The organism is Rhodococcus sp. LB1 (genome assembly GCF_001583455.1).
Lineage (GTDB): Bacteria > Actinomycetota > Actinomycetes > Mycobacteriales > Mycobacteriaceae > Rhodococcus_F > Rhodococcus_F opacus.
This window is the reverse complement of the sequence record NZ_LTCZ01000430.1, coordinates 24,884-46,946: the sequence shown is the minus strand read 5'-3', so window position 1 is coordinate 46,946 and position 22,063 is coordinate 24,884. Positions and strand designations below refer to the sequence as shown.

Here is a 22,063-nt window from a genome sequence, read left to right as displayed (position 1 = left end):
GGGGACGGATCGGGAACCCGGCGGCTACGTGGGAAGCACGAGTCCGTGCCGGACGAGGGCGTGCACGAGCGGCACGGCCGACTGCGCGAGTTCCTCGGCGTCGACGCCGTGGGCGGCGGCGAGAAGCTCGATCAGTTCGCCCAGCACGAGGCCGTCGCCGCGCATGCCGGCGACGAGCGAGGCGACGAGATCGTCGACCTCGTGCTGCCACGCCGGGCCGTTCCCCCGGTGCAGCCGGGCGACCACCTGGGTCCATCCCTCGTCGCCGGGCAGGAACACCCGCTCCAGGGCGGTGCTCTCCTCCACGCGGAAACGGGCGGTGAGCACGTCGTGGTCGCGCAGCCACGCCACCCGCTCGAAGTACGCGAGCGCCTCCGCGCCCAAGGGGTCGCTGAAGCCGTGGGTGAGGTCCTCCGCCATCAGATCGGTGGGTGCGTCGGTCCGGCGCAGGTAGACGAACCCGAAGCCGACCCCCTCGACGTTCGCGCTCGCGAGGTGATCCAGCCAGTCCTCGGCGATGGTCGCGGTGGCCGGGTCCCGGGTGTCGAGGCCGCCGTCGCGCATCCAGGTGCCGACGTACAGGGCCGGGTCCGCGACGTCCCGCTGCACCACCCACGCGTCGATCCCGTGGGCGGGAAGCCAGGAGGCCACCCGGGCGCGCCAGTCCTCGTCCTCGACGTGGATCCAGGACGCCAGCAGCGCCGCCGTGCCACCGGGCGCGAGATAGTCGGCCACTCGGGAGATCATCAGCTCGCTCGCGCCGTCGAGGTCGAGTCCGGAGTCGCGGTAGGTGTGACCCACCCGGGCGCGGCTCACGACGAACGGCGGATTGGCCACGACCTGATCGAACGTGCGGCCCTCGACCGGCTCGAACCACGACCCGGCGAGCAGTTCCAGCTCCTCCTCGTTGAGCGCCGCTGTGACGGCCGCCAGATCGACGGCACGGACGTTCAGGTCCGTGGCCGTGACCGAGTCGGCGTAGGACGCGCCGTGCAGGGCTTGGATGCCGCAACCGGTCCCGACGTCGAGCAGCGTCCCGACCGGCGCGGTCGGGGTGGCCTGCAGCAGCGACAGCGACGCGTGCCCGACGCCGATGACGTGGTCGACCGGGGTCTCGCGGGGTCGGAGTGAGCCGTCGAGGTCGGAGAGCACCCAGCGGTTGCCTCCGCCGATGTCCATCGGACGGAGATCGAGGGCTGCCCGGACGACGTCGCCCTCGGATTCGAGCAGGCCGGCCGCGACGGCGTCCTCGACCGGCAGCGGGGACAGCGCCGCGGCCACCTCGCCGACGGGACAGTCGTCGGTGAGAAGGAACAGGCGGATCAGGGTGCCGAGTTCGCCGCAGGCCGCGCTGGCTCGGCGCACCGGGACCGGCTCGTTGCGGCTCAGCGCCGCATGGACGTCGGGGCCCAGCGCATCGAGCAGGGTGTCCGTGTCGTACCGGTTGCGGCGGAGGGCCTCACGCAGAGAGGGGCAGATCGACAGCAGCTCGTCACGGTTCACCCGTGCATTGTTGCAGCACGCCCGACTGCGTCAGCCCTCGATCGTGTGGTGCGGCGGCGCGGGCAGCGCGGTGGACGGCGACTCGCGGTGGTCGTACCGACTGGGCTCGTCCTTGGTGCGCGGCGGGCGGTCGTTGGCGATGAGAACCGCGATCCACGGCAGCGGGATCGACACACCGATGATCGCCATCGAGATCCACGGGTTCTCCCAGATGCCGTACGCCACCGCCGCGAAGATCAGCGCGGGGAAACGGAAGGACATGATGAGCAGGTACTTGCGGACACGGGCGCGATGTTGATCCTCGATGGATCGCGCCGCCTCGGTGATGAGAACCGGATTGCTCGGGGAGCCGGCGTCGTGGGACCCACCGAACCCTGCACTTCGTGCCATGACTCCACTGTTCCACTGTCGGGCGGCAAATGCACACAGGGGGTGGGTTCGTCGGCCGGTTGCGGCATTATTGAGGGGTGAGCACTCAAACCAAGGAACGGCCCGACGTCACCACCGACGAGTCGACCGATGACGACACTCCCAAATTCTTCCACTACGTCAAGAAGAACAAGATCGCGGAGAGCGCCGTCATGGGCACTCACGTCGTCGCGTTGTGCGGCGAAGTGTTTCCGGTGACGAAGTCCGCGAAACCGGGATCGCCGGTCTGCCCCGACTGCAAGAAGATCTACGAAGGATTACGCAAGGGCGACTGAGGCTTCACCGGCGCTCGTCGCACACCCGGTGGCTCGGGAGCTTCTCGAACCGGGCCGTCGGGCTCGTCGTCGTTCCCCGGATCCGGCTCGGCCGCATCCGGACGGGCACGGTCGCCGACGACCTTGATCGGGCCGGTGGCGATGCGACGTGTGAGGCTGGTCACCGGACCCGTCGACGGCGAACTCTCGGCCTGTGCGGCGATCCAATCCCGCATCTGGTCGATACGGGTGGCACGGGCGGGCCAGAACTCCTGGACGGTGGCATTGAACTCGGCGCCGAGCACCACCGCGAAACCCAGGAAGAACGTGAACAGCAGGAACGCGATCGGCGTGGCCAGCGCCCCGTACGTGTATCCGGTTCCGGCCACCCAGGAGAGGTAGCGGCGCAGGCAGGTGCTCGCGCCGAGGAAGAACACCCCCGCGACGAGCGCGCCGCCGAGCAGCCGGTGCCAGGGCAGCGACCGGGGCAGTGCCACCTTGTACAGCGTCGTCAGGCCCACGATGAGCAACAGGCCCACGCCGGGGTAGTAGAACGTGTCGACGATCTCCGTCCCGATCGTGCGCCACGCCTCCGGGAGCACCCTGCCGACGAGCGTCGGCCCCAGCGCGACCAGCGGCAGGGTGAACACGGCGAGGATCAGGAACATCACGTAGAGCAGCAACGCGAACACGCGCTGCCACACCGGGTGCCGCGCCTCCTGCTGGCCGTGGGCCTCGACGATCGAGTCCACGAACGTGGAAATGGCGGAGGAGCCGGCCCACAGGGACAGCAGGAAGCTCAGTGACACGATCTCGGGACGTCCGCGTTCGAGTACGTCGCCGACGGTGGGGCGGATGATCTGTTCGACGACGCTGTCGCTGAACACCGTCCCGCTGAAGTTGATGATCTTCGACTGGATGATGTCGACGGTGTCGGGTCCGAACCAGCCGCCGACGTAGCCGAGCATTCCGAGGAGCCCCAGCAGGAGCGGAGGCAGCGACAGTGTCTGCCAGAACGCCGCCGTGGCCGCTTTTCCGAAGATCGAATCGTCCCAGGCCTTGCTCGCTGTGTGACCGATCACGCTCAGTGCGCGACGTAGCGGATGCCACCCGGACCGGGGTGGGTCACCGCCACTCTGCGGCGTTGTCGAGGGTGTTTCGGTCATGATGTTTCCAGCATCCCTGACGACACGCCCGGTTGCCCACCGCTGCTGTCCTCGTGTCGCGACAAATCTGTCACTATCGGATGTCGCGAATGCGGTCCGCATCGGATCCGGACGCTAGGCTCCTTGACGGACAGCGCCTTCGGGTCTGGACCCGGACATGTCGATCGAATACCGAGGAGTGCGAGCAAACAGTGCCATGCCAGCGGAGGGCAGCCCGTGAGTGCTGAGACAGTGGGCTCCCAGTCGGCGCCGAGAATGGAAACCGAGGCAGCGCAGATCGTGGGCACCGAGGCCTACCTCGCACAGACCGAACCTGCCAGACCCGCAGGATCACTGCGCGCCTGGCAGCGTCGTGCGCTGACGAAGTATCTGTCCACCGGACCGCAGGACTTCCTCGCGGTCGCGACACCGGGCGCCGGTAAGACCACGTTCGCGCTGCGGGTCGCGTCGGAGTTGCTGCGCGACCGCACCGTCGATCAGGTGACCGTGGTCGCACCGACCGAGCACCTCAAGCACCAGTGGGCCGAGTCCGCTGCGCGCAACGGCATCGCGCTGGACTCGTACTTCTCGAACTCGACCGGGCAGACGTCCAGCGACTACCAGGGTGTCGTGGTGACGTACGCGCAGGTCGCCTCCCACCCGTTCAAGCACCGGGTCCGCACCGAGAGCCGCCGCACGCTGGTCATCCTCGACGAGATCCACCACGGTGGCGACGCGAAGAGCTGGGGTGACGCCATCCGGGAGGCGTTCGGTGACGCCACCCGCCGCCTCGCCCTGACCGGTACGCCGTTCCGCAGCGACGACAGTGCGATCCCGTTCGTGACGTACGAACCCGATCGCGAGGGTCTGATGCGCTCGAAGGCGGATCACTCCTACGGGTACTCGGACGCCCTCGCGGACGGCGTCGTCCGGCCCGTCGTGTTCCTCGCCTACTCCGGCGAGGCGCGCTGGCGGAACAACGCGGGCGAGGAGTTCTCTGCGCGACTCGGCGAGCCGCTCAGCGCGGAACAGACGGCCCGGGCGTGGCGAACGGCCCTGGACCCGTCGGGCGACTGGATTCCCGCGGTCCTGCACGCCGCAGACACCCGGCTCGGCCAGCTGCGCACGGGCGGCATGCCTGACGCCGGAGGTCTCGTGATCGCCACCGACCAGACCGTGGCCCGTGCGTACGCGCAGACCCTGAAGGCGGTCACCGGGGAAGACCCGGTCGTGGTGCTCTCCGACGACCCCACGGCGTCCAAGCGGATCGCCGAGTTCGGGGCGAGCACCCAGAAGTGGATGGTCGCCGTCCGCATGGTGTCGGAAGGCGTCGACGTTCCCCGCCTGGCCGTCGGTGTGTACGCGACCAGTGCGTCCACCCCACTCTATTTCGCGCAGGCGATCGGGCGATTCGTGCGGTCCCGCCGCAAGGGTGAGACCGCGAGCGTGTTCCTCCCGTCGGTTCCGGTGCTGCTCGACCTGGCCAGCCAGCTCGAGGCTCAGCGCGACCACGTGCTCGGCAAGCCCCATCGGGAGAAGGACGGCTTCGACGACGACCTTCTCGCCGACGCGAACAAGCAGAAGGACGAGCTCGGCGAGGAGGAGAAGGCGTTCACCTCGCTCGGCGCGGACGCCGAGCTCGACCAGGTGATCTACGACGGGTCGTCCTTCGGGACGGCCACGTTCTCGGGCTCCGACGAGGAGGCCGACTACCTGGGTCTGCCCGGGCTGCTCGACGCCGACCAGATGCGCGCGCTGCTCCGTCAGCGTCAGTCGGAGCAGCTGGACAAGCAGGAGCCCGCGCCCGCGCCCGTGCACACGCCCGTGCCCCAGGTCGCGGACCGGGTGGCCGCCGCCGGACAGCTCGCGCAGCTGCGCCGCGAACTGAACAGTCTCGTCGCGATGCACCACCACAGGACGGGCAAGCCGCACGGCACCATCCACGGCGAACTGCGTCGTGTCTGCGGGGGACCGCCCACGGCGATCGCCACCGTCGAGCAGCTCACCGAGCGGATCTCCACCCTGCGACAGTGGTGACCGCCGTCGCCCGGTGACGCGAACACAAAGAGACCGGCGAGTGCATCGCACTCGCCGGTCTCTTTCTGAAGAGGTGAGCCTGGGACGGGTCACCCGGGCTGACGTATCAGATTGCAGCTTCGGCTTCGGACACGATCGTGGCGTTCATCTCGCGAAGGCGGTCTGCGTGCTCGTTGGCGTGGTGACCGCAGAAGAGCAACTCTCCTCCGGTCGGAAGAACCGCGCGAACGCGGGCTCCCGCACCGCACCGGTCGCACCGGTCGGCTGCGGTCAACGGGGGGCTGGTCAGTGTTCCGGGCATGACTCCTCCGTACTGGCTTCGACTGATGCCGAGTGCCTGGGGCCTTGGTCCGCCGCGTCGGGGGTGGCGCGGTGGATCTACTCTGTCAGACGTTTGGGGTTTACGCGTTGTTCCCGTCGGCGTTTCTCAGTGTTGCATCACACACGAAACCCGCCGGAAACGCCCAGTCAGGGACGTGACGAGCGCAGATGTGAACAGACCGCGCGGTCCGAGTTCGCTGACAGCTGATTCGTTTTGGGGCGTGACGCTAGTCTCACCGTGTGAAATCCGAAGACCAGCTGGTCCACATCTGCAGCCGCGAGGAGTGGCGCACCGCGGAACGCGAAGGCAGTCGAGTGCCCGCGACGTTCGCCGCGGACGGTTTCGTGCACCTCTCGACGCCGGCCCAGGTGCATCTGCCCGCCAACAGGTTGTTCGCCGGGCGTACGGACCTCGTCCTGCTGAGGCTCGACCTCGCCGCGCTCGGTGCGCCGGTGAAGTGGGAGCCGGGCGTGCCGACCGATCCGGCGTCGATGCTGTTCCCACACCTGTACGGGCCGCTGCCCGCCGCGGCGGTCACCGCGGTCGAGGATTACCGCCCCGATGCCGACGGAACGTTCCCGGCCCGGCACTGACGCGAGCCTTCCGCGGTTGGTCACACCGATCGGTCTACCGTGGAGGCATGAACGTTGAAGTGACGCCACTACCGGGTATCGGGGTGCGTAAGGACTTCGAACTCGCCGCCGGTCGCCGCATCGGTGTCATCACCCACCGCGACGGTCGCACCGATCTGATCGTCTCGAAGGCGGACGATCCCGATGCGTGCGCTGCGTCCGTTCCGCTCACCACCGAGGAGGCGGCAGTCCTCAGCAATCTGCTGGGGGCACCGCAACTGGTGGCACAGTTGGAGGAGGAGCACCGGGACCTGCCCGGAATCCGCACCAAGCAGCTCTACATCAAGGAGGACTCCCGGTTCGACGGCCGCCCGCTCGGCGACACGGCGATGCGCACACGCACCGGGGTCTCGATCGTCGCGGTCATGCGGGCCGGTCAGGTCTACCCGTCACCGAAGCCCGACTTCCTGCTCACCTCCGGCGACCTCCTGGTCGCCGTCGGAACCACAGACGGACTGGACGCGTCAGCCAAGCTCCTGGCCAACGGCTGACGGTCCCGTGAACACCACCACGCTCGCGCTCATCGAACTGGGCGCGGTGTTCTTCGCGCTCGGATTGCTGGGCCGTCTGGCAGCTCAGTTCGGCATGTCGCCGATCCCGTTCTACCTCCTCGGCGGACTCTGCTTCGGCAGCGGCGGCTTCGTCAATCTCGGCGACATCAGCGAGTTCAGCCACCTGGCGGCCGAGATCGGCGTGGTTCTTCTCCTGCTTCTGCTGGGGCTGGAATACACGGCGTCGGAACTCGTCACCGGGTTGCGACGGTCGTGGATGGCCGGGGTCGTGGACGCCGTCCTCAACGCCGCGCCCGGAGCGGTCGTAGCACTGATGCTGGGGTGGGGACCCACCGGCGCGGTCGTGATGGGCGGCGTCACCTACATCTCGTCGTCGGGCATCATCGCGAAGGTGCTGAGCGACCTGGGTCGGCTCGGTAACCGCGAAACGCCGGTCGTGCTCTCGATTCTCGTGTTCGAGGACCTCGCGATGGCCGTGTACCTGCCCATTCTGACGGCCCTGCTCGCCGGCGTCAGTTTCGCCGGCGGACTCGAGGCGGTGGGCATCTCCCTCGTCGTCATCTCGGTCGTCCTCGTGATCGCCCTGCGGTACGGCCGCTACGTGTCCGCCCTGCTGGACAGCCCGGACAGCGAGACCCTGCTCCTGAAGCTGCTCGGCGCCGCTCTCCTCGTCGCGGGGATCAGCTCGGCGATGCAGGTCTCGGCCGCCGTCGGAGCGTTCCTCCTGGGAATCGCGATCTCCGGCACGACCGCCCACAACGCGAGCCGCGTCCTCGAACCGCTCCGCGATCTGTTCGCCGCGATGTTCTTCGTGGTGTTCGGACTCAACACCGACCCCCGGGCGATTCCACCGGTCCTCGGCTGGGCCGTTCTGCTCGCCGTCGTCACCGCGCTGACGAAGATGGTCACCGGCGCTTGGGCGGCGAAACAGCAGGGCGTCGGGCGGCTGGGCCGGGCCCGGGCGGGGGTCGCGCTGATCGCGCGTGGCGAGTTCTCGATCGTCATCGCAGGCCTGGCATTGTCGGCCGGAGCGGTGGAGAGCGAACTCGTGGCACTCGCCACCGCGTATGTCCTCCTGATGGCCGTCATCGGCCCGGTGGCGGCACGGGTGGTCGAACCGGTGGCAGGCGCCTGGATCCGGGTTCGCACCAGCGCGTAGCGGGCCGTACGCGGATGCCGCGGGCGCACACGACGATGCCCCCGGACTCGCTCGGAGTCCGGGGGCATCGAGGTGTGTTCGTCAGTCCAGGTAGTCGCGCAGCACCTGCGACCGGGACGGGTGGCGCAGCTTCGACATGGTCTTGGACTCGATCTGACGGATGCGCTCACGCGTGACCCCGTAGACCTGTCCGATCTCGTCGAGGGTGCGGGGCTGTCCGTCGGTCAGGCCGAAGCGCAGGCGCACGACGCCCGCTTCACGCTCTGAGAGAGTCTCGAGCACCGACTGCAGCTGATCCTGCAGGAGGGTGAACGAGACGGCGTCGACGGCCACGACGGCCTCGGAGTCCTCGATGAAGTCGCCGAGCTGGCTGTCGCCCTCGTCGCCGATCGTCTGGTCGAGGGAGATGGGCTCACGAGCGTACTGCTGGATCTCCAGCACCTTCTCGGGCGTGATGTCCATTTCCTTGGCGAGCTCTTCGGGAGTGGGCTCACGGCCCAGGTCCTGCAGGAGTTCACGCTGGATGCGGCCGAGTTTGTTGATGACCTCCACCATGTGCACCGGGATGCGGATGGTGCGGGCCTGGTCGGCCATCGCGCGGGTGATGGCCTGACGGATCCACCACGTGGCGTAGGTCGAGAACTTGTAGCCCTTGGTGTAGTCGAATTTCTCGACGGCACGGATGAGGCCCAGGTTGCCTTCCTGGATCAGGTCGAGGAATGCCATGCCGCGGCCGGTGTAGCGCTTGGCCAGCGACACGACGAGACGGAGGTTCGCCTCGAGGAGGTGGTTCTTGGCGCGGTTTCCGTCGCGGCAGATCCAGCTCATGTCCCGGCGCTGGGCGGCGGGGAGCTTCTCGCCGGAATCGGACAGCTCCTGCATGATCTGGGTCGCGTAGAGCCCGGCCTCGATCCGCTTGGCGAGCTCGACCTCCTCTTCGGCGTTGAGGAGGGCGACCTTGCCGATCTGCTTGAGGTAGGCGCGGACCGAGTCGGCGGACGCGGTCAGTTCGGCGTCCTTGCGGGCCTGGCGGAGCGCTTCGGACTCCTCCTCGTCCCACACGAAGTCGCCGGAGGCCTTGTCCTTCTCGGACGGCTCCTCGGTCTCCTCGTCCTCGCCGACTGCGACGACCTCGACGACGTCGGACTCGACCTCGGCGAGGTCGCCCTCGGTGATGTCGATGTCCTCCATGTCGGCGGAGTCTTCGTCGCCGTCCTCGCCGTCCGCGCCCTTACCGGCCGTGGCCTTCTTTCCGCCCGCCTTCTTGGCTGCCGCCTTCTTGGCGGGAGCCTTCTTCGCTGCTGCCTTCTTGGCGGGAGCCTTCTTGGCCGCCGGCTTCTTCGCGGGAGCTTCCTCGGCTGCCGGAGCAGTGCCGGTGGCTGCCGCTCCGACTGGTGCTTCCGGTCCTGACTCCGAAGTCGAATCAGCAGTCTGACGTGTATCGGTGGCTGCCACGTACGCCCTTTCGTGACGGTGTCGTGCGGCGTCACGCCAGAGTGGTCATCCGGCGGAGAGGTCTACTGGTTTCGCCGGCGCGCAGCCGGGCTCTTCCATTGTAACGACCCATCCGAATTAGTTACGGAGCGATGCCCGTTTCCACCGCGAGCGCAGCACCGACGATGCCCGCCGTATTGAGCAGCGCAGCAGGTACGACGGGTGTCCTGTTGGTCAGATGCGGGATCCACTTCTCGTTCTTCCGGCTGATTCCGCCGCCGGCGATGAACAGATCCGGGCACATGAGGTTCTCGAACCGGGTGAGGACACGGCTCACCTCGCCGGCCCATTCCTTGTACGACAGATCCTTCTTCTCCTTGACCGAGGACGCCGCCCGGTGCTCGGCTTCCTTGCCGTCCACCTCCATGTGCCCGAACTCGGTGTTGGGAAGCAGGACGCCGTCGTGGAGGATCGCCGAGCCGATGCCGGTGCCGAACGTGAGGAGGATGACGACCCCCTTCGCGTCTTTGCCGGCGCCGAGCGCGTCCTCTGCTATTCCTGCCGCGTCCGCGTCGTTGAGGACGGTGACGAGCCGGCCGCCGAGTGCGTCGGAGAACAGCGCGCGGGCGTCCGTCCCGATCCACTTCTTGTCGATGTTGGCGGCGGATCGCGCCACACCGCCGGTGACGACGCTCGGCAGGGTGATACCGACCGGTCCGTCCCATTCTGCCTGGCGGATGATCTCGGCGACGGTCTCCGCGACCGCCTCCGGAGTGGACGGCTGGGGGGTGAGGAGCTTGATGCGGTCCCCGACCAGCTGGCCCGTCTCGAGATCCACGACGCCACCCTTGACGCCACTGCCTCCGACGTCGACACCGAACCCCGTTTTGGTCATGGCGTGTGCTCCTTCGTGTCGACGTCGACGTGTTTTCCGGCGCTCTTCTGCTGCTCGTCACACTAGTGTGTCGACGCGTGTTCGGTGGGCGATGACACCAGCTGCGCGAAACGTCAGCGGTGGTGTGAGGCAGCGAAAGTGTGTTCCGATGGGTGGGTGCATGCACCCCAGAGTTCAGAGTCCGCGCCAGGCAACGTCGGCACCGATCCCAGGCGACTGCTCGAGGTCGCCGTGGCGGTGGCCGAGGAAGCCGCCGCCCACGTCCGGGCGCGACGGCCCGAGGTCTTCGGAATCGTCGGGAAGCGAGCGGGATCCGGCGATTCCGTCGCGTCGAAGAGCACCCCGACCGACCCGGTCACGGTGGTCGACACCGAGAGCGAGCAGGTGATCCGCGACCGGCTCGCGGAGCTTCGCCCCGACGACGCGATCCTCGGCGAAGAAGGTGGGGGAGAGGAGGATTCCGTCGCCGAGGTGCGGTGGATCGTGGATCCGATCGACGGCACCGTGAACTTTCTGTACGGCGTCCCCGCGTACGCGGTGTCCGTGGCCGCCCAGATCGACGGGGTATCCGTCGCCGGGGCCGTGGTCGACGTGGCGGCCCGATCGACCTACGCGGCGGCACGTGGTGGCGGGGCGACCCTCACCGACGGGGACGGGCGGGTGAGCGACCTCCGGTGCAACCCGGTCACCGACGTGTCGATGGCGTTGCTCGCCACCGGATTCGGGTACGGCGCGGCGCGGCGCAAGGCGCAGGGCGCCCTCATCGCGGACATTCTGCCGAGGGTGCGCGACATCCGCCGGATCGGTTCGGCGGCTCTCGATCTGTGCATGGTCGCGGCCGGTCGTGTCGACGCCCATTTCGAACACGGGCTGAGCCCGTGGGACTGGGCCGCGGGGTCGCTGATCGCGACCGAGGCGGGGGCCCGCGTGCGAATCCCCTCCCCGCAGACGTCGAGCGCGGACGGCGAAGTGGTGGTGGCCGCGGCCCCCGGCATCGCCGACGCCCTGGACGCCCTGTTCGCCGAGATCGGGGTGGACACCCCGATCCCGGAACGGTGACCGCCGGTCAGCAGCGGGCGGTGCGCGCCGCCTTCAGCAGGTCGATGTCGAGGGGGGCGGGCTGGCTGCCGGGCGGCGGATCCTTCAGGGACCGCAGGACCTCTTCGGCGTCGGTGTTCGGCGAGATCTTGCGGAAGTAGGTGCCGAGCGCGAGGTCGACCGTGTCGTCGGTGCGGGTGTCCTGGATGAGTTCGGCACACGGGGCCACCAGCCAGAGTGCGCTCGCGGCGGCGGCGCCGTTGGGGCCGAATCGCAGCTGCCCCTGGCACTGCATGTTCTGGTCGACGTAGACCGGGTCGTTGCCCGCCTGGACGTCGGGCGCGCTCGCGAACCCGTAGTCGCTGAGCTGTGCGGCCACCTGCGCCGCCTGGCCGTGCTCGCCGTTGGCGTTGAACACGCGCACCTTCGTGGCGGACAGCGCGGCAGGCTCCACGTCCCGCAGGGTCGAACCGTCGACCTTCTCGCCCAGTGCCTGCTGCGGCGGGGCGGCGGGGTCGACGGGCTGCGCGGCCGGCTGCGGAGGGTTGCAGTCGACCGTGGTGGCCAGATCCTCGTCGTCGCCGAGGACGCCGATCCACACGACGGCGCCGAGCAGGGCGAGGACCGCGAACACCACGAGGATCGGCATCGCCCGCCGCCGCCGGAACGGACGACCCTTGTCGTCGAGCGGGCTGCCTTCGGTGATCAGTGAAACCACAGTGTGCCTCGACCTCTCCTACGAACTGCGCTTCGTACGTTGCACCCGTACAGCGCACCGATACAGGGCCCGGCCACACGTCGTGGCGCAGGTTCGGCACCTACCTTAGATCCCTGGCACGTCATAACCCCGAACCCGTCCCCGTTGTGGAATGTCACAGCTTGCTGTGGTGTTGGTGACGATTAGCAGACAATTTGCGCGATCGGTCGATTCGGTTACGACTTTTGTACTTCCTTCGGCTACTGTCTGGCGGCCCCAGTCGTTCAAAGCGTGCAGAACGAGGGTCGGCAGAAGATGACAAAAGAGGCGTAGATCATGTTTCCGGGGCCTGGTTCCGGGCACGAACCCATCCGCTGCAGCGTTGTGCAGCCGCAGGGTGTGATCTGCGCCGAGGCGGTTTTCGTGTGGGCGGTCGACCAACAATCGGTTCGACGTACCGCACGGGCCGGGATACACCGAAGAGGATGAGGGGAAGGCGACATGGCAACTGACTACGACGCACCGCGGCGAACAGAGTCCGACGAGGTTTCGGAGGATTCGCTGGAGGAACTGAAGGCGCGACGCAACGAGGCTCAGTCGGCTGTTGTCGACGTGGACGAGTCCGACACCGCGGAATCGTTCGAACTGCCCGGCGCGGATCTGTCCGGTGAAGAGCTCTCGGTGCGGGTCGTGCCGAAGCAGGCCGACGAGTTCACGTGTTCGAGCTGTTTCCTGGTGCACCACCGCAGCCGGCTCGCCAGCGACGCGGGCGGAGTGCTGGTGTGCAGGGACTGCGCGGCCTGAGCGACGGTGAGTACGAGAGGCGGACGGCGGGAGGCCCACCGTCCGATCAGTCTCCGTCCGCCTGCGGGCGGGCACGGTTGACGGCGGCCAGCAACTCGGCCGGCCGTCGTGTACTGATCAACCAGTAGGGGGTCGGGTCCTCGGGGTCGTCGAGCACGATCAGTGCCATCGGCTTGACCCACACCCGGTGTTGCACGAACGCGGCGGGGTCGAGCTGACGACCGAGAGCCGCGCTCTTCGCCGAACCGGGCACCTCGGCGACCCGCGCGATCACGTCCAGCGGCAGATGCGCCTGTCCGACCCGCAGGTGAACGCCGTTCGGTTCCTCGACGACCTCGACGCGGAGACGGCTGAGCCAGACGAGTCCCCACACGGGCAGGGGAACCAGAAGGACGTACGGCAGCCACGCGCGCAGACCCGGCGCACCCATGTGCACCTCGGCGGCGAGCAGACCGGCGACGAACAAGCCCACTGCCCACCACCAGACGGGCACCCACAGGCGCTCGGAGTACAGCACGGGCGAGGTGTTATCGGTGGGCGCGACTTCGGGCCGGGACGTTTGTGACACCCGTCCAGGATAGTCGGTGTCTGAGAGTAGGCTCGGTGCACGTGAGCGACCTATCTCCCGGCCTTTCTCCCGCCGCGACCCCCGCCCTTCCGCCCGTCGCCCTCCAGCGGCTGGACCCCGACATTCCGGTCCCGCAGCGTGCGCACGACGGCGACGCCGGTGTCGACCTGTGCAGCACCATCGACGTGACCATCGAGCCGGGGCGCCGCGTCCTCGTCGGAACCGGCATCGCGATCGCGCTGCCCCTGGGCACGGTCGGGCTGATCCATCCCCGATCCGGGCTGGCCGCAAAATCGGGTCTGTCGGTGGTCAACACCCCCGGCACCATCGATGCCGGGTACCGCGGCGAGATCAAGGTGTGCCTGATCAATCACGACCTCGAGACCCCGATCGAGATCCGCCGGGGCGACCGGATCGCCCAACTGCTCGTCCAACGGGTCGAACTGGTGTCGTTCGTCGAGGTCCCGTCGCTCGACGGCACCACCCGCGGCAGCGACGGCCACGGGTCGAGCGGAGGCCACGCGAGCCTCGTCGGCAATGCCAGTGAAGGAGCCTGATCATGTTCGGACGTCGTAAGAAGAAGGAAGCCGAGGACGACCGGCCCGGTTTCTTCGAGGACGCCGAGACGGACGCCGCGGCCGGCGACGCCGACGCGGACGCGGACTATGAAGACGACTACGACGCCGTGACCGAGGTGGACGGCGGCCCGTACGACGCCGACGACCTCGAGTCGGGCGCCGACCTCACCGTCGGTGAGGTGGGAACCCGCCTCGACCTCGGTTCCGTACTCGTCCCGATGCCGCAGGGCGCCCAGTTGCAGGTGGAGATGGCGCCCGACGGTTCGCCGCAGGCCGTGCATCTCGTCACCCAGCACGGGCGCATCACGGTGGCCGCGTATGCCGCCCCGAAGTCTCCGGGCCAGTGGCGGGAAGTCGCGGGCGACCTCGCCGAATCGCTGCGCAACGACAATGCGACGGTGAGCGTCGAGAGCGGACCGTGGGGACGCGAGGTCTTCGCCGTCACCCCGAACGCCGACCTGCGCTTCATCGGCGTCGACGGCTACCGGTGGATGGTGCGCTGCGTGGTCGCGGGACCGAGCGGTGGCAACACGGCCGACTCGGAGCTCGTCGCGACCGCCAGGGCGATCCTGCGCGACACCGTCGTGAAGCGGGGCAACGAGCCGAACCCGGTGCGGACGCCGCTGCCGGTGGTCCTGCCCGAGGCACTCGCCCAGCAGCTGGCCGCCGCTCACCAGCAGCAGCTGGCGCAGCAGCAGGGTGCCGCTCCGCAGCAGTCCGCGCCGCAGCAGCCGGCTCCGGCGAGTCCGCAGGGCGAGCAGCAGGCGCCCCCCGCGGAGGCGCCGGCTCAGCCGCAGCAGCGTCGCGGCGAATCGGGTTCGGCGATGCAGCAACTCGGTCGCTGATCCCGGTTCCGGAGATTCGACGCTCAGGTCCTGTGCAGGACCGAGTCCAGCGCATCGAGGCTGGCGTAGCCGAGAATCGCCGGGTCGGCGCCGATCTCGTCCAGCGACATCGTGACGAGGCCCGCGTGCGGTAGTCGTTCGGACCACTCACGGGCGACCTCGAGGGGATGCACGGCGTCGTCGGTGGCGGCGGCGATCCCCACCGGCACCGTGATGCGCTCGAGGTCGCCCACACCGGGAGCGTGGTACTCGGACGCTTCGTCCAGCGCGGCGGGAAGGTGCGGCCACTGCGATCGCCACGATTTCGCCAGTTCCCGGCCCAGCCAGGGCGGGCTGGAGGCGATCATCTCGGCAGTGACCTGTTCGAGGCCGTCAGCCCGCAGCCGGGCCGCGGTGAACCGGGCGCTGGCGGCGGCGGGAGCGTCCGCGGCGGTCCCGGTCCACGCGGGCAGCGCCGCGAGGACGCCCGCGACGCGATCCGGGTGTGATCCTGCCCACTGCAGTGCCACGGCGGCCCCGATGGAGACCCCTCCGACGAGGATGCGCCCGTGCCGCGCGGCCGCGGCGTCGAGCGCGTCGACGTAGCTTCCGACGACTCGCCGGGGATCGGGTTCGACTGCGGCCGTGCGCACTCCACGGCAGGTCAGGGGCTCGGTGAAGGCGCGGGCCACGAAGTCCGCGTCGGATCCCGTACCCGGGAGCACAACGGCCACGGACGGCCGGTCATCAGAGGGCATGAGACGATCCTGCCTCGTCCGTCACGGTGCTCCTCCGGTGGTGTGGTTGCTTGGAACCAATGGGTCTACAGTGGCGAATACACAGCCCTACGAGCGGCGCGAAGATCTCGCGTCGCACATGCTCCAGGAGCGCGCAATGGCACCCGCCACGGCAGGATATTTTCGTCGGCTGACTCGCAGGCTCACCGAGGACCTCGAGCAGCTGGACGCCGAGGAAATGGCCGAGACGTCTCAGGCGTCCGGCGCACAACGTGCCTGCGACTGCAGCCGCGGCGAAGAGGTCACCATGCTGGGACGGCTCCGTAGTGTCGAAGCCTGTCCGAAGTCCGGCAATGCCAGCATCGAAGCCGAATTCTTCGACGGCACGGAACAGATCAAGTTGGTGTGGATCGGCCGGCGGAGGATTCCGGGTATCGAGCCGGGCAAAACTCTGCTGGTTCGTGGACGTGTCGGCGAACGCGACGGCCAGAAGGTGATCTTCAACCCGTATTACGAGTTGCGCGGCGAATCGTAGGGGCCGCCCCATGTGGCACTCTCGTTGAGTGACCGAAACGAAGCAGCAATCCATACTCGAACAGCTCGGTGGGATCAGCGGGCTCATCTATTCGACCCTGCCCATCCTGGTCTTCGTTCCGGTCAACGGTGTGTGGGGCCTGGGTCCGGCGATCTGGGCGGCTCTCGGTGTCGCCGTCGCCATTCTCGTCTGGCGCCTCGTCCGCCACAGCCCCATCCAGCCCGCGGTGTCCGGATTCTTCGGCGTCGGCATTTCCGCGTTCATCGCCTATCGCACGGGCGATGCCAAGGGATACTTCCTGTTCGGGATTTACACGAGCCTCGCGTACGGGGCGGTGTTCCTGATCTCGATTCTGGTGCGCTGGCCGCTCGTCGGCCTGATCTGGGGATTCCTCAACGGCCACGGCAACCTCTGGCGGCGCCATCGTGGCGCGGTACGGGCCTACGACGTGGCCACTGCCGCCTGGGCGCTGGTGTTCGCGGCCCGGTACCTCGTGCAGTCGCAACTCTACGATTCGGACCAGACCGGGTGGCTCGCGTTCGCGCGCATCGCGATGGGCTGGCCGTTGGCGGGATTGGCTCTCCTGGTGACGATCTGGGCTGTGCGCCGGGCCGACCGGATCGTCGAACCGGGACCCTCGGACGAGGCCGGCGAACCGACGGACGACACGGAGGCAGGCGGCCCCCGGGACGAGCCCGGCCGTACCTGAGCTCGGCGCCCTTCACATGGGACCGCGGGGGCGCTGACCGGTTGTGCCGGAGACGAAGTCGCCGAACCGATCAGGCCACGAGGTCCTGGTACTCGGGATGCTTCGACACGAATTTCACGACGTACGGGCACACCGGGCGCACCCGCAGTCCACGGCGGCGCAGATCGTCCAGAGCCGCACTCACGAGCGTCCGGGCGAGTCCGAGTCCCTCGTACCGCGGATAGATCTCGGTGTGAACGAAAACGCGTACTTCCCCGTCGACTTCGTACTGCTCGATTCCCGCGAGTTCCCCGTCGGCGTGGATCTCGTACCGGCTCTGCTGCGGGCTGTCGGTGACGACGATGCTCTCGGGTGTTGCGGTGGTACTCAACGGATCCTCCCGGGTGTCGATCGGTCCCCGCCGGGTCAGGAGAGCCCGACGGCCGCTCGAAGGTCGTCCTCGACGTCCACGGACGCGACGAACAGGAGTTCGTCGCCGCCCTCGAGCGGATCGTCCTGCTGCGGCACGATGACCCGTCCGCCGCGGAGGATGGTGACCAGGGCGGCGTCGCGGGGCAATTGCAGCTTGCGGACGGGTTTCCCGGCGAGCGGGGTGTTGTCGGGCAGCGTGACCTCGACGAGGTTGGCCTGCCCCTGGCGCAGCGTCATCAGCCGCACGAGATCGCCGACCGACACCGCCTCCTCCACCAGCGAGGCGAGCATCCGGGGCGTGGAGACGGCGACGTCGACTCCCCAGGACTCGTCGAACAACCACTCGTTGCGGGGATCGTTGACGCGGGCCACCACGCGGCTGACCCCGAACTCGGTCTTCGCGAGGAGGCTGAGGACCAGGTTGGCCTTGTCGTCACCGGTGGCCGCGATCACCACCTCGTAGGTTTCGAGGGACGCCGTTTCGAGGCTGCTCAGCTCGCACGCGTCGGCGTGGACCCAGGTCGCCTCGGGCACCGACTCCTGCTCGACGTGCTCGAGCTTGCGTTCGATCAGCATGACGTCGTGTTCGCTGCGGACCAGTTCGCGCGCGATCGAGCGTCCGACTGCGCCGGCTCCTGCGATTGCGACTCTCATCGATTGCTTCCGTTCGGGTGGTCGATCGTGAACATTCTCACTGCCGTCTCAGTTGTCCGAAGGCGGGGGATTGCCCGCGAGCGCGACGGCCTCGGCCACCGTTCCCGACACGGCCGCGATGTACACCTGGTCGTCGGCCTGGAAGACCGTCTTGCGGTCGGGAAGGACGCCGGTGCCGAAGCGGATGATGAACGCGACACGCGAATTCGTCGCCGCCTCGAGTTCGGCGACCGGTCTGCCGATCCAGTCCTCGTGCAAGGACAACTCGGTGACCGCGACGGTTCCGGACGGATCGCGCCACTTGGCGGTCTGGCTGTCGCGGGTGAGGGTGTGCAGGAAGCGGTCCGTCGACCACGGGACGGTGGCGACAGTGGGGATCCCGAGCCGCTCGTACACGGCGGCACGCTTGGCGTCGTAGATCCGGGCGACGACGCGCTCCACGCCGAACGTCTCCCGGGCCACTCGCGCGGAAATGATGTTGGAGTTGTCTCCGGACGACACCGCGGCGAATGCCTCTGCGCGCTCGATACCGGACTTGACCAGCACGTCACGGTCGAATCCCATGCCGACGACGGTGCGTCCGGGGAAGTCGGGTTCGAGACGTAGGAATGCGGCAGGGTCGCGATCGATGACCGCGACCTCGTGGCCGATCCGGGTCAGCGAGCCAGCGAGGGATGAGCCGACCCGGCCGCATCCCATGATGACCACATACACCTTGTACTCCGTTCATGGGCTCTGGCGTCACGTCTCGAGTACGTGCGTACCGAATCGAACCGTACAGTGCCCAGGCGGAAGAGCAACCGAGACAGAGATCGCAATCCGGACACATTGGTGGGTGAGGGTCCAGGTTTTCTGCGGACGGCTTACGCTTTGGCAGTGTCAAAGCTCTCGACCGCCACAAAGCGGCTACTGCTAGGCAGACCCTTCCGGAGCGACAAGCTCGGGCACACGCTGCTTCCCAAGAGGATCGCCCTCCCGGTCTTCGCCTCCGATGCGATGTCGTCGGTGGCCTACGCCCCCGAGGAAATCTTCCTCGTACTATCGGTGGCGGGCATCTCCGCCTACGCGTACACCCCCTGGATCGGACTTGCCGTCGCCGCGGTGATGGCGGTGGTGGTCGCCAGTTACCGGCAGAACGTGCACGCCTACCCGTCGGGCGGCGGCGACTACGAGGTCGCGACCGTCAATCTCGGTCCCAACGCGGGTCTGACCGTGGGCAGCGCCCTGCTGGTGGACTACGTCCTCACGGTCGCGGTCTCCATCTCGTCGGCCGCGTCCAACATCGGTTCGGCGGTGCCGTTCGTGGCCCAGCACAAGGTGCTGTTCGCGGTCGCGGCCATCGTGCTGCTGACTGCCATCAATCTGCGTGGCATCCGTGAATCCGGTGCCGCCTTCGCGATCCCGACATACGCGTTCATCGCCGGCATGGCCCTGATGCTGCTGTGGGGGTTCTTCCAGATCTTCGTCCTCGGCGACGACCTGCGCGCCGAATCGTCCGGATTCGAACTCGAAGCCGAGGACTCCCACCTGTACGGGATCGCGTTCGCGTTCCTGATCGCTCGGGCCTTCTCCTCCGGCTGTGCGGCACTGACCGGTGTCGAGGCGATCAGCAACGGTGTTCCCGCCTTCCAGAAGCCCAAGTCCCGCAACGCGGCCACCACGCTGCTGCTGCTGGGATCGATTGCCATCGTGCTGCTGATGGGCATCATCATCCTGGCCCAGAAGATCGGGATCGTGTACGCGCACAGCCCGGCCGAACAGCTGATCGGCGCCCCCGCCGGGTATCACCAGAAGACTCTGATCGCGCAGATCGCGGAGACGGTGTTCGGCGGTTTCCCCATCGGCTTCTATTTCATCGCGATCGTGACGGCCCTGATCCTCGTGCTCGCCGCCAACACGGCCTTCAACGGGTTCCCCGTGCTCGGCTCGATCCTCGCGCAGGACCGCTACCTGCCCCGGCAGCTGCACACCCGCGGCGACCGCCTGGCGTTCAGCAACGGCATCCTGTTCCTGTCCGGGGCGGCGATCGCGTTCGTCGTCCTGTTCGGCGCCGAGGTGACCAAGCTGATCCAGCTGTACATCGTCGGCGTGTTCGTGTCGTTCGTGCTGAGCCAGACGGGCATGATCCGGCACTGGACCCGGCACCTGAAGACCGAGAACGACCCGGCTCAGCGTCGGCGGATGCACCGCTCCCGGGTGATCAACTCCATCGGCCTCGCCATGACCGGCGCCGTCCTGATCATCGTGCTCATCACGAAGTTCGCGGCAGGCGCCTGGATCGCGATCGTAGCCATGGTCGCCATCTTCGTCGTGATGAAGATGATCCGGAAGCACTACGACAGCGTCGCGCGGGAGCTCGAGGAACAGGAATGGGACGGGGTGCTGCCCAGCCGGACTCACTCCATCGTCCTCGTCTCCAAGCTGCACATGCCGACGATGCGCGCGCTCGCCTATGCCCGGGCCACACGGCCGGACACACTCGAGGCGATCACGGTGAACGTCGACGAACCCGACACCCGGGCGCTCGTGCGCCAGTGGGAGAAGACCGACATCGCGGTGCCGCTCAAGGTGATCGAGTCGCCGTACCGCGAAATCACCAAACCCGTGCTCGACTACGTGCGGCGCGTCCGGAAGGACTCGCCGCGGGACGTCGTCACCGTGTTCATCCCCGAGTACGTGGTGGGGCACTGGTGGGAGCAGATCCTGCACAACCAGAGTGCGCTGCGGCTCAAGAGCCGCCTGCTGTTCCAGCCGGGTGTGATGGTCACCAGCGTTCCGTGGCAACTGAACTCGTCCGAGAAGGCGAAGACACTGAACATCGAATACACGGCCGGGGCGTCACGCCGCGGCTACGAACCCGACGACAAGTGACGGGCGAGAAGCGTTGAGTGAGAACTGGTCGGACCGCCGCCTCGAACTGCGGCTGGGAAATCCCGGGCACGGCGGTTTCGTCGTCGCCCGCCATGAGGGCCGCGTGGTCTTCGTCCGGCACGGACTGCCCGGCGAGCGGGTGATCGCCCTCGTCACCGAGGATCGCGGCGGGTCCTACTGCCGGGCCGACGCGATCGAGATCCTCGACGCGTCCCCGGAGCGGGTCACCCCGGTGTGCCCGGTGTCGGGTCCGGGCGGCGCGGGGTGTTGCGACTTCTCGCACGCGAGCCTGCACGTGCAGCGGGACATGAAGGCGCAGGTCGTGGCCGAGCAGTTGGCGCGGCTCGCGCGTGTGCAGCGGGACGTGGACGTCGAGGAACTGCCCGGCACCGGCGACGGCACCGACTGGCGCACGCGGGTGCGGCTCGCCGTCGACCCGGACGGCCGCCCCGGCTATCACCGGCACCGCAGTTCCGGGATCGTCACGGACCTGGCGTGCCCGCAGATCGAGTCGGCCGCCTACGACGGTGTGAGCGAACACGATTGGACGCCCGGCAGCGAGGTGCAGATCGTTCTCGACGGCGCGGGGGAGCGGCACGTGGTCGAGATCGCTCCGCCGAAGGTGTCGCGGACCGGCCGTACGAGTCCCGGGCGCCGCGGTGCCATGGCACGCCGCGCCGCCAGCGGTGCGCCGCGCGCCGAGCGGGTGGTCGTCGGATCGGGTCGCCCGGTGGAGCGGGTGCGCGACCGGGAATGGGCGCTGGCCGCCACCGGGTTCTGGCAGGCGCATCGCGGGGCCGCGGAAACGTATTCGGCCGTGGTCTCCGAATGGGCCGGGATGTCCGCGGGTGAGACCGCATGGGACCTGTACGGGGGAGTGGGTGTGTTCGCCGCCGCCCTCGCCGGCGGTGCCGGGTCGTCCGGGCACGTGGATTCCGTCGAGTCCTCGCGCCAGGCCGTCGCGGACGGGAAGGCGGCACTCTCCGACCTGCCGCAGGTGCGTTTCCACGCCGACCGGGTCGAGCGCGCCATCTCCGGGCTCGCCTCCCCGCCACAGGTCGTGGTGCTCGATCCGCCGCGTGCGGGCGCGGGGCGTGACGTGATCGGGGCGGTCGCCGCCGCGGGCGCCGAACGGGTCGTGCACGTGGGGTGCGACCCGGCGTCGTTCGCCCGCGACATCGGTCTGTACCTCGCGCAGGGATATCATGTCGACGAGCTGCGCGCGTTCGATGCGTTCCCTCTCACCCACCACGTGGAGTGCATCGCGTTGCTGACGCGCTGACAGCGGCGCATCGTTACCGAACGCAACAAAACG

At 68.3% G+C, this 22,063-nt stretch carries 25 protein-coding genes; 13 read left to right on the top strand and 12 right to left on the bottom strand.

Features of this window, described 5'->3' with window-relative positions; all coding sequences use genetic code 11:
* Nucleotides 1-24 precede the first annotated feature (24 nt).
* A complete protein-coding gene (locus AZG88_RS45035) occupies nt 25-1,503 on the bottom strand; it encodes a DUF7782 domain-containing protein (protein WP_061701313.1) in 1,479 nt (492 codons plus the stop codon).
* Between the two features lie 30 nt (nt 1,504-1,533).
* Nucleotides 1,534-1,893, bottom strand: coding sequence for a DUF3099 domain-containing protein (locus AZG88_RS45030; RefSeq protein ID WP_005261100.1), 360 nt, complete (start codon nt 1,891-1,893; stop codon nt 1,534-1,536).
* Nucleotides 1,894-1,970: 77 nt separating this feature from the next.
* On the opposite strand from AZG88_RS45030, the gene AZG88_RS45025 reads away from it, so the two are divergent.
* The gene (locus tag AZG88_RS45025; RefSeq protein ID WP_005240826.1) at nt 1,971-2,207 is read left to right on the top strand and encodes a DUF3039 domain-containing protein; all 237 of its coding nucleotides are present in this window, start codon (nt 1,971-1,973) and stop codon (nt 2,205-2,207) included.
* Here AZG88_RS45025 and AZG88_RS45020 read toward each other — a convergent pair.
* On the bottom strand, nt 2,180-3,352 hold the full coding sequence (locus AZG88_RS45020) for a YihY/virulence factor BrkB family protein (protein ID WP_061043001.1): 1,173 nt from the start codon (nt 3,350-3,352) through the stop codon (nt 2,180-2,182). The genes AZG88_RS45025 and AZG88_RS45020 overlap by 28 nt on opposite strands.
* A 255-nt stretch (nt 3,353-3,607) precedes the next feature.
* On the opposite strand from AZG88_RS45020, the gene AZG88_RS45015 reads away from it, so the two are divergent.
* The gene (locus AZG88_RS45015) at nt 3,608-5,368 is read left to right on the top strand and encodes a DEAD/DEAH box helicase (protein WP_054246693.1); all 1,761 of its coding nucleotides are present in this window, start codon (nt 3,608-3,610) and stop codon (nt 5,366-5,368) included.
* A gap of 106 nt (nt 5,369-5,474) precedes the next feature.
* Here AZG88_RS45015 and AZG88_RS45010 read toward each other — a convergent pair whose 3' ends face one another.
* The gene (locus AZG88_RS45010; RefSeq protein ID WP_005240831.1) at nt 5,475-5,669 is read right to left on the bottom strand and encodes a DUF7455 domain-containing protein; all 195 of its coding nucleotides are present in this window, start codon (nt 5,667-5,669) and stop codon (nt 5,475-5,477) included.
* Nucleotides 5,670-5,929: 260 nt separating this feature from the next.
* Between AZG88_RS45010 and AZG88_RS45005 the strand changes: the two genes are divergently transcribed.
* The 3 genes from AZG88_RS45005 to AZG88_RS44995 are packed head-to-tail and all read left to right on the top strand — an operon-like array spanning nt 5,930 to nt 7,993.
* Nucleotides 5,930-6,283 carry a DUF952 domain-containing protein gene (locus AZG88_RS45005; protein ID WP_005240832.1) on the top strand — a complete coding sequence of 118 codons (354 nt, stop codon included), beginning with the start codon at nt 5,930-5,932 and terminating at the stop codon, nt 6,281-6,283.
* 47 nt (nt 6,284-6,330) lie between these two features.
* Complete coding sequence (locus AZG88_RS45000) at nt 6,331-6,813, top strand: cation:proton antiporter regulatory subunit (protein ID WP_005240833.1); 483 nt, start codon at nt 6,331-6,333, stop codon at nt 6,811-6,813.
* A gap of 7 nt (nt 6,814-6,820) precedes the next feature.
* Nucleotides 6,821-7,993 carry a cation:proton antiporter gene (locus tag AZG88_RS44995; protein WP_005240834.1) on the top strand — a complete coding sequence of 391 codons (1,173 nt, stop codon included), beginning with the start codon at nt 6,821-6,823 and terminating at the stop codon, nt 7,991-7,993.
* An 81-nt stretch (nt 7,994-8,074) separates the two neighbouring features.
* Here AZG88_RS44995 and AZG88_RS44990 read toward each other — a convergent pair whose 3' ends face one another.
* Complete coding sequence (locus tag AZG88_RS44990; protein WP_005240835.1) at nt 8,075-9,448, bottom strand: RNA polymerase sigma factor; 1,374 nt, start codon at nt 9,446-9,448, stop codon at nt 8,075-8,077.
* Between the two features lie 121 nt (nt 9,449-9,569).
* Nucleotides 9,570-10,322 (bottom strand): polyphosphate--glucose phosphotransferase, encoded by a 753-nt coding sequence (gene ppgK / locus AZG88_RS44985; RefSeq protein ID WP_005240845.1) that lies wholly within the window; start codon nt 10,320-10,322, stop codon nt 9,570-9,572.
* Between the two features lie 156 nt (nt 10,323-10,478).
* Here ppgK and AZG88_RS44980 point away from each other — a divergent pair, with 156 nt between their 5' ends.
* Entirely contained in the window at nt 10,479-11,381 is a 903-nt protein-coding gene (locus AZG88_RS44980; RefSeq protein ID WP_037179155.1) for an inositol monophosphatase family protein, read from the top strand.
* A gap of 7 nt (nt 11,382-11,388) precedes the next feature.
* On the opposite strand, the gene cei is transcribed toward AZG88_RS44980, so the two are convergent.
* Nucleotides 11,389-12,078: an envelope integrity protein Cei gene (cei, locus tag AZG88_RS44975; protein WP_005240849.1), complete on the bottom strand. Its 690-nt coding sequence runs from the start codon at nt 12,076-12,078 to the stop codon at nt 11,389-11,391.
* 480 nt (nt 12,079-12,558) lie between these two features.
* Here cei and AZG88_RS44970 point away from each other — a divergent pair, with 480 nt between their 5' ends.
* Nucleotides 12,559-12,861, top strand: coding sequence for a DUF4193 domain-containing protein (locus AZG88_RS44970; RefSeq protein WP_005240850.1), 303 nt, complete (start codon nt 12,559-12,561; stop codon nt 12,859-12,861).
* Between the two features lie 46 nt (nt 12,862-12,907).
* On the opposite strand, the gene AZG88_RS44965 is transcribed toward AZG88_RS44970, so the two are convergent.
* Nucleotides 12,908-13,378 (bottom strand): DUF3093 domain-containing protein, encoded by a 471-nt coding sequence (locus AZG88_RS44965; protein WP_061701312.1) that lies wholly within the window; start codon nt 13,376-13,378, stop codon nt 12,908-12,910.
* Nucleotides 13,379-13,464: 86 nt separating this feature from the next.
* Here AZG88_RS44965 and dut point away from each other — a divergent pair, with 86 nt between their 5' ends.
* Nucleotides 13,465-13,986 carry a dUTP diphosphatase gene (dut, locus tag AZG88_RS44960; protein WP_025432405.1) on the top strand — a complete coding sequence of 174 codons (522 nt, stop codon included), beginning with the start codon at nt 13,465-13,467 and terminating at the stop codon, nt 13,984-13,986.
* A gap of 2 nt (nt 13,987-13,988) precedes the next feature.
* Nucleotides 13,989-14,852 (top strand): DUF3710 domain-containing protein, encoded by an 864-nt coding sequence (locus AZG88_RS44955; RefSeq protein ID WP_061701311.1) that lies wholly within the window; start codon nt 13,989-13,991, stop codon nt 14,850-14,852.
* 23 nt (nt 14,853-14,875) lie between these two features.
* On the opposite strand, the gene AZG88_RS44950 is transcribed toward AZG88_RS44955, so the two are convergent.
* Nucleotides 14,876-15,589 (bottom strand): alpha/beta fold hydrolase, encoded by a 714-nt coding sequence (locus AZG88_RS44950; RefSeq protein WP_005240854.1) that lies wholly within the window; start codon nt 15,587-15,589, stop codon nt 14,876-14,878.
* Between the two features lie 136 nt (nt 15,590-15,725).
* Between AZG88_RS44950 and AZG88_RS44945 the strand changes: the two genes are divergently transcribed.
* Nucleotides 15,726-16,103 carry an OB-fold nucleic acid binding domain-containing protein gene (locus AZG88_RS44945; protein WP_005240856.1) on the top strand — a complete coding sequence of 126 codons (378 nt, stop codon included), beginning with the start codon at nt 15,726-15,728 and terminating at the stop codon, nt 16,101-16,103.
* A gap of 28 nt (nt 16,104-16,131) precedes the next feature.
* Complete coding sequence (locus tag AZG88_RS44940) at nt 16,132-16,812, top strand: DUF3159 domain-containing protein (RefSeq protein ID WP_005240866.1); 681 nt, start codon at nt 16,132-16,134, stop codon at nt 16,810-16,812.
* Between the two features lie 70 nt (nt 16,813-16,882).
* Here the strand turns inward: AZG88_RS44940 and AZG88_RS44935 are convergent, their stop codons facing one another.
* From AZG88_RS44935 to AZG88_RS44925, 3 genes are read right to left on the bottom strand one after another with little or no spacing between them, the layout of a single operon-like run.
* Nucleotides 16,883-17,182, bottom strand: coding sequence for a GNAT family N-acetyltransferase (locus tag AZG88_RS44935; protein ID WP_061701310.1), 300 nt, complete (start codon nt 17,180-17,182; stop codon nt 16,883-16,885).
* Between the two features lie 35 nt (nt 17,183-17,217).
* Nucleotides 17,218-17,877 (bottom strand): potassium channel family protein, encoded by a 660-nt coding sequence (locus tag AZG88_RS44930; protein ID WP_005240868.1) that lies wholly within the window; start codon nt 17,875-17,877, stop codon nt 17,218-17,220.
* A 48-nt stretch (nt 17,878-17,925) separates the two neighbouring features.
* Nucleotides 17,926-18,591 (bottom strand): potassium channel family protein, encoded by a 666-nt coding sequence (locus AZG88_RS44925; protein ID WP_005240869.1) that lies wholly within the window; start codon nt 18,589-18,591, stop codon nt 17,926-17,928.
* Between the two features lie 162 nt (nt 18,592-18,753).
* Here AZG88_RS44925 and AZG88_RS44920 point away from each other — a divergent pair, with 162 nt between their 5' ends.
* The gene (locus tag AZG88_RS44920) at nt 18,754-20,748 is read left to right on the top strand and encodes an APC family permease (protein ID WP_025432406.1); all 1,995 of its coding nucleotides are present in this window, start codon (nt 18,754-18,756) and stop codon (nt 20,746-20,748) included.
* Between the two features lie 13 nt (nt 20,749-20,761).
* Nucleotides 20,762-22,030, top strand: coding sequence for a class I SAM-dependent RNA methyltransferase (locus tag AZG88_RS44915; RefSeq protein WP_061701309.1), 1,269 nt, complete (start codon nt 20,762-20,764; stop codon nt 22,028-22,030).
* The last annotated feature ends 33 nt before the right edge of the window (nt 22,031-22,063 follow it).

Excerpts from the sequence above, each read along its gene's own strand:
- AZG88_RS44955 (WP_061701311.1), top strand. The coding sequence starts at position 13,989 with ATGTTCGGACGTCGTAAGAAGAAGGAAGCCGAGGACGACCGGCCCGGT.
- AZG88_RS45020 (WP_061043001.1), bottom strand. The coding sequence starts at position 3,352 with ATGACCGAAACACCCTCGACAACGCCGCAGAGTGGCGGTGACCCACCC.
- AZG88_RS45015 (WP_054246693.1), top strand. The coding sequence starts at position 3,608 with ATGGAAACCGAGGCAGCGCAGATCGTGGGCACCGAGGCCTACCTCGCA.
- AZG88_RS45010 (WP_005240831.1), bottom strand. The coding sequence starts at position 5,669 with ATGCCCGGAACACTGACCAGCCCCCCGTTGACCGCAGCCGACCGGTGC.
- AZG88_RS44930 (WP_005240868.1), bottom strand. The coding sequence starts at position 17,877 with ATGAGAGTCGCAATCGCAGGAGCCGGCGCAGTCGGACGCTCGATCGCG.
- AZG88_RS45000 (WP_005240833.1), top strand. The coding sequence starts at position 6,331 with ATGAACGTTGAAGTGACGCCACTACCGGGTATCGGGGTGCGTAAGGAC.
- AZG88_RS44950 (WP_005240854.1), bottom strand. The coding sequence starts at position 15,589 with ATGCCCTCTGATGACCGGCCGTCCGTGGCCGTTGTGCTCCCGGGTACG.
- AZG88_RS45030 (WP_005261100.1), bottom strand. The coding sequence starts at position 1,893 with ATGGCACGAAGTGCAGGGTTCGGTGGGTCCCACGACGCCGGCTCCCCG.
- AZG88_RS44945 (WP_005240856.1), top strand. The coding sequence starts at position 15,726 with ATGGCACCCGCCACGGCAGGATATTTTCGTCGGCTGACTCGCAGGCTC.
- ppgK (WP_005240845.1), bottom strand. The coding sequence starts at position 10,322 with ATGACCAAAACGGGGTTCGGTGTCGACGTCGGAGGCAGTGGCGTCAAG.
- AZG88_RS44970 (WP_005240850.1), top strand. The coding sequence starts at position 12,559 with ATGGCAACTGACTACGACGCACCGCGGCGAACAGAGTCCGACGAGGTT.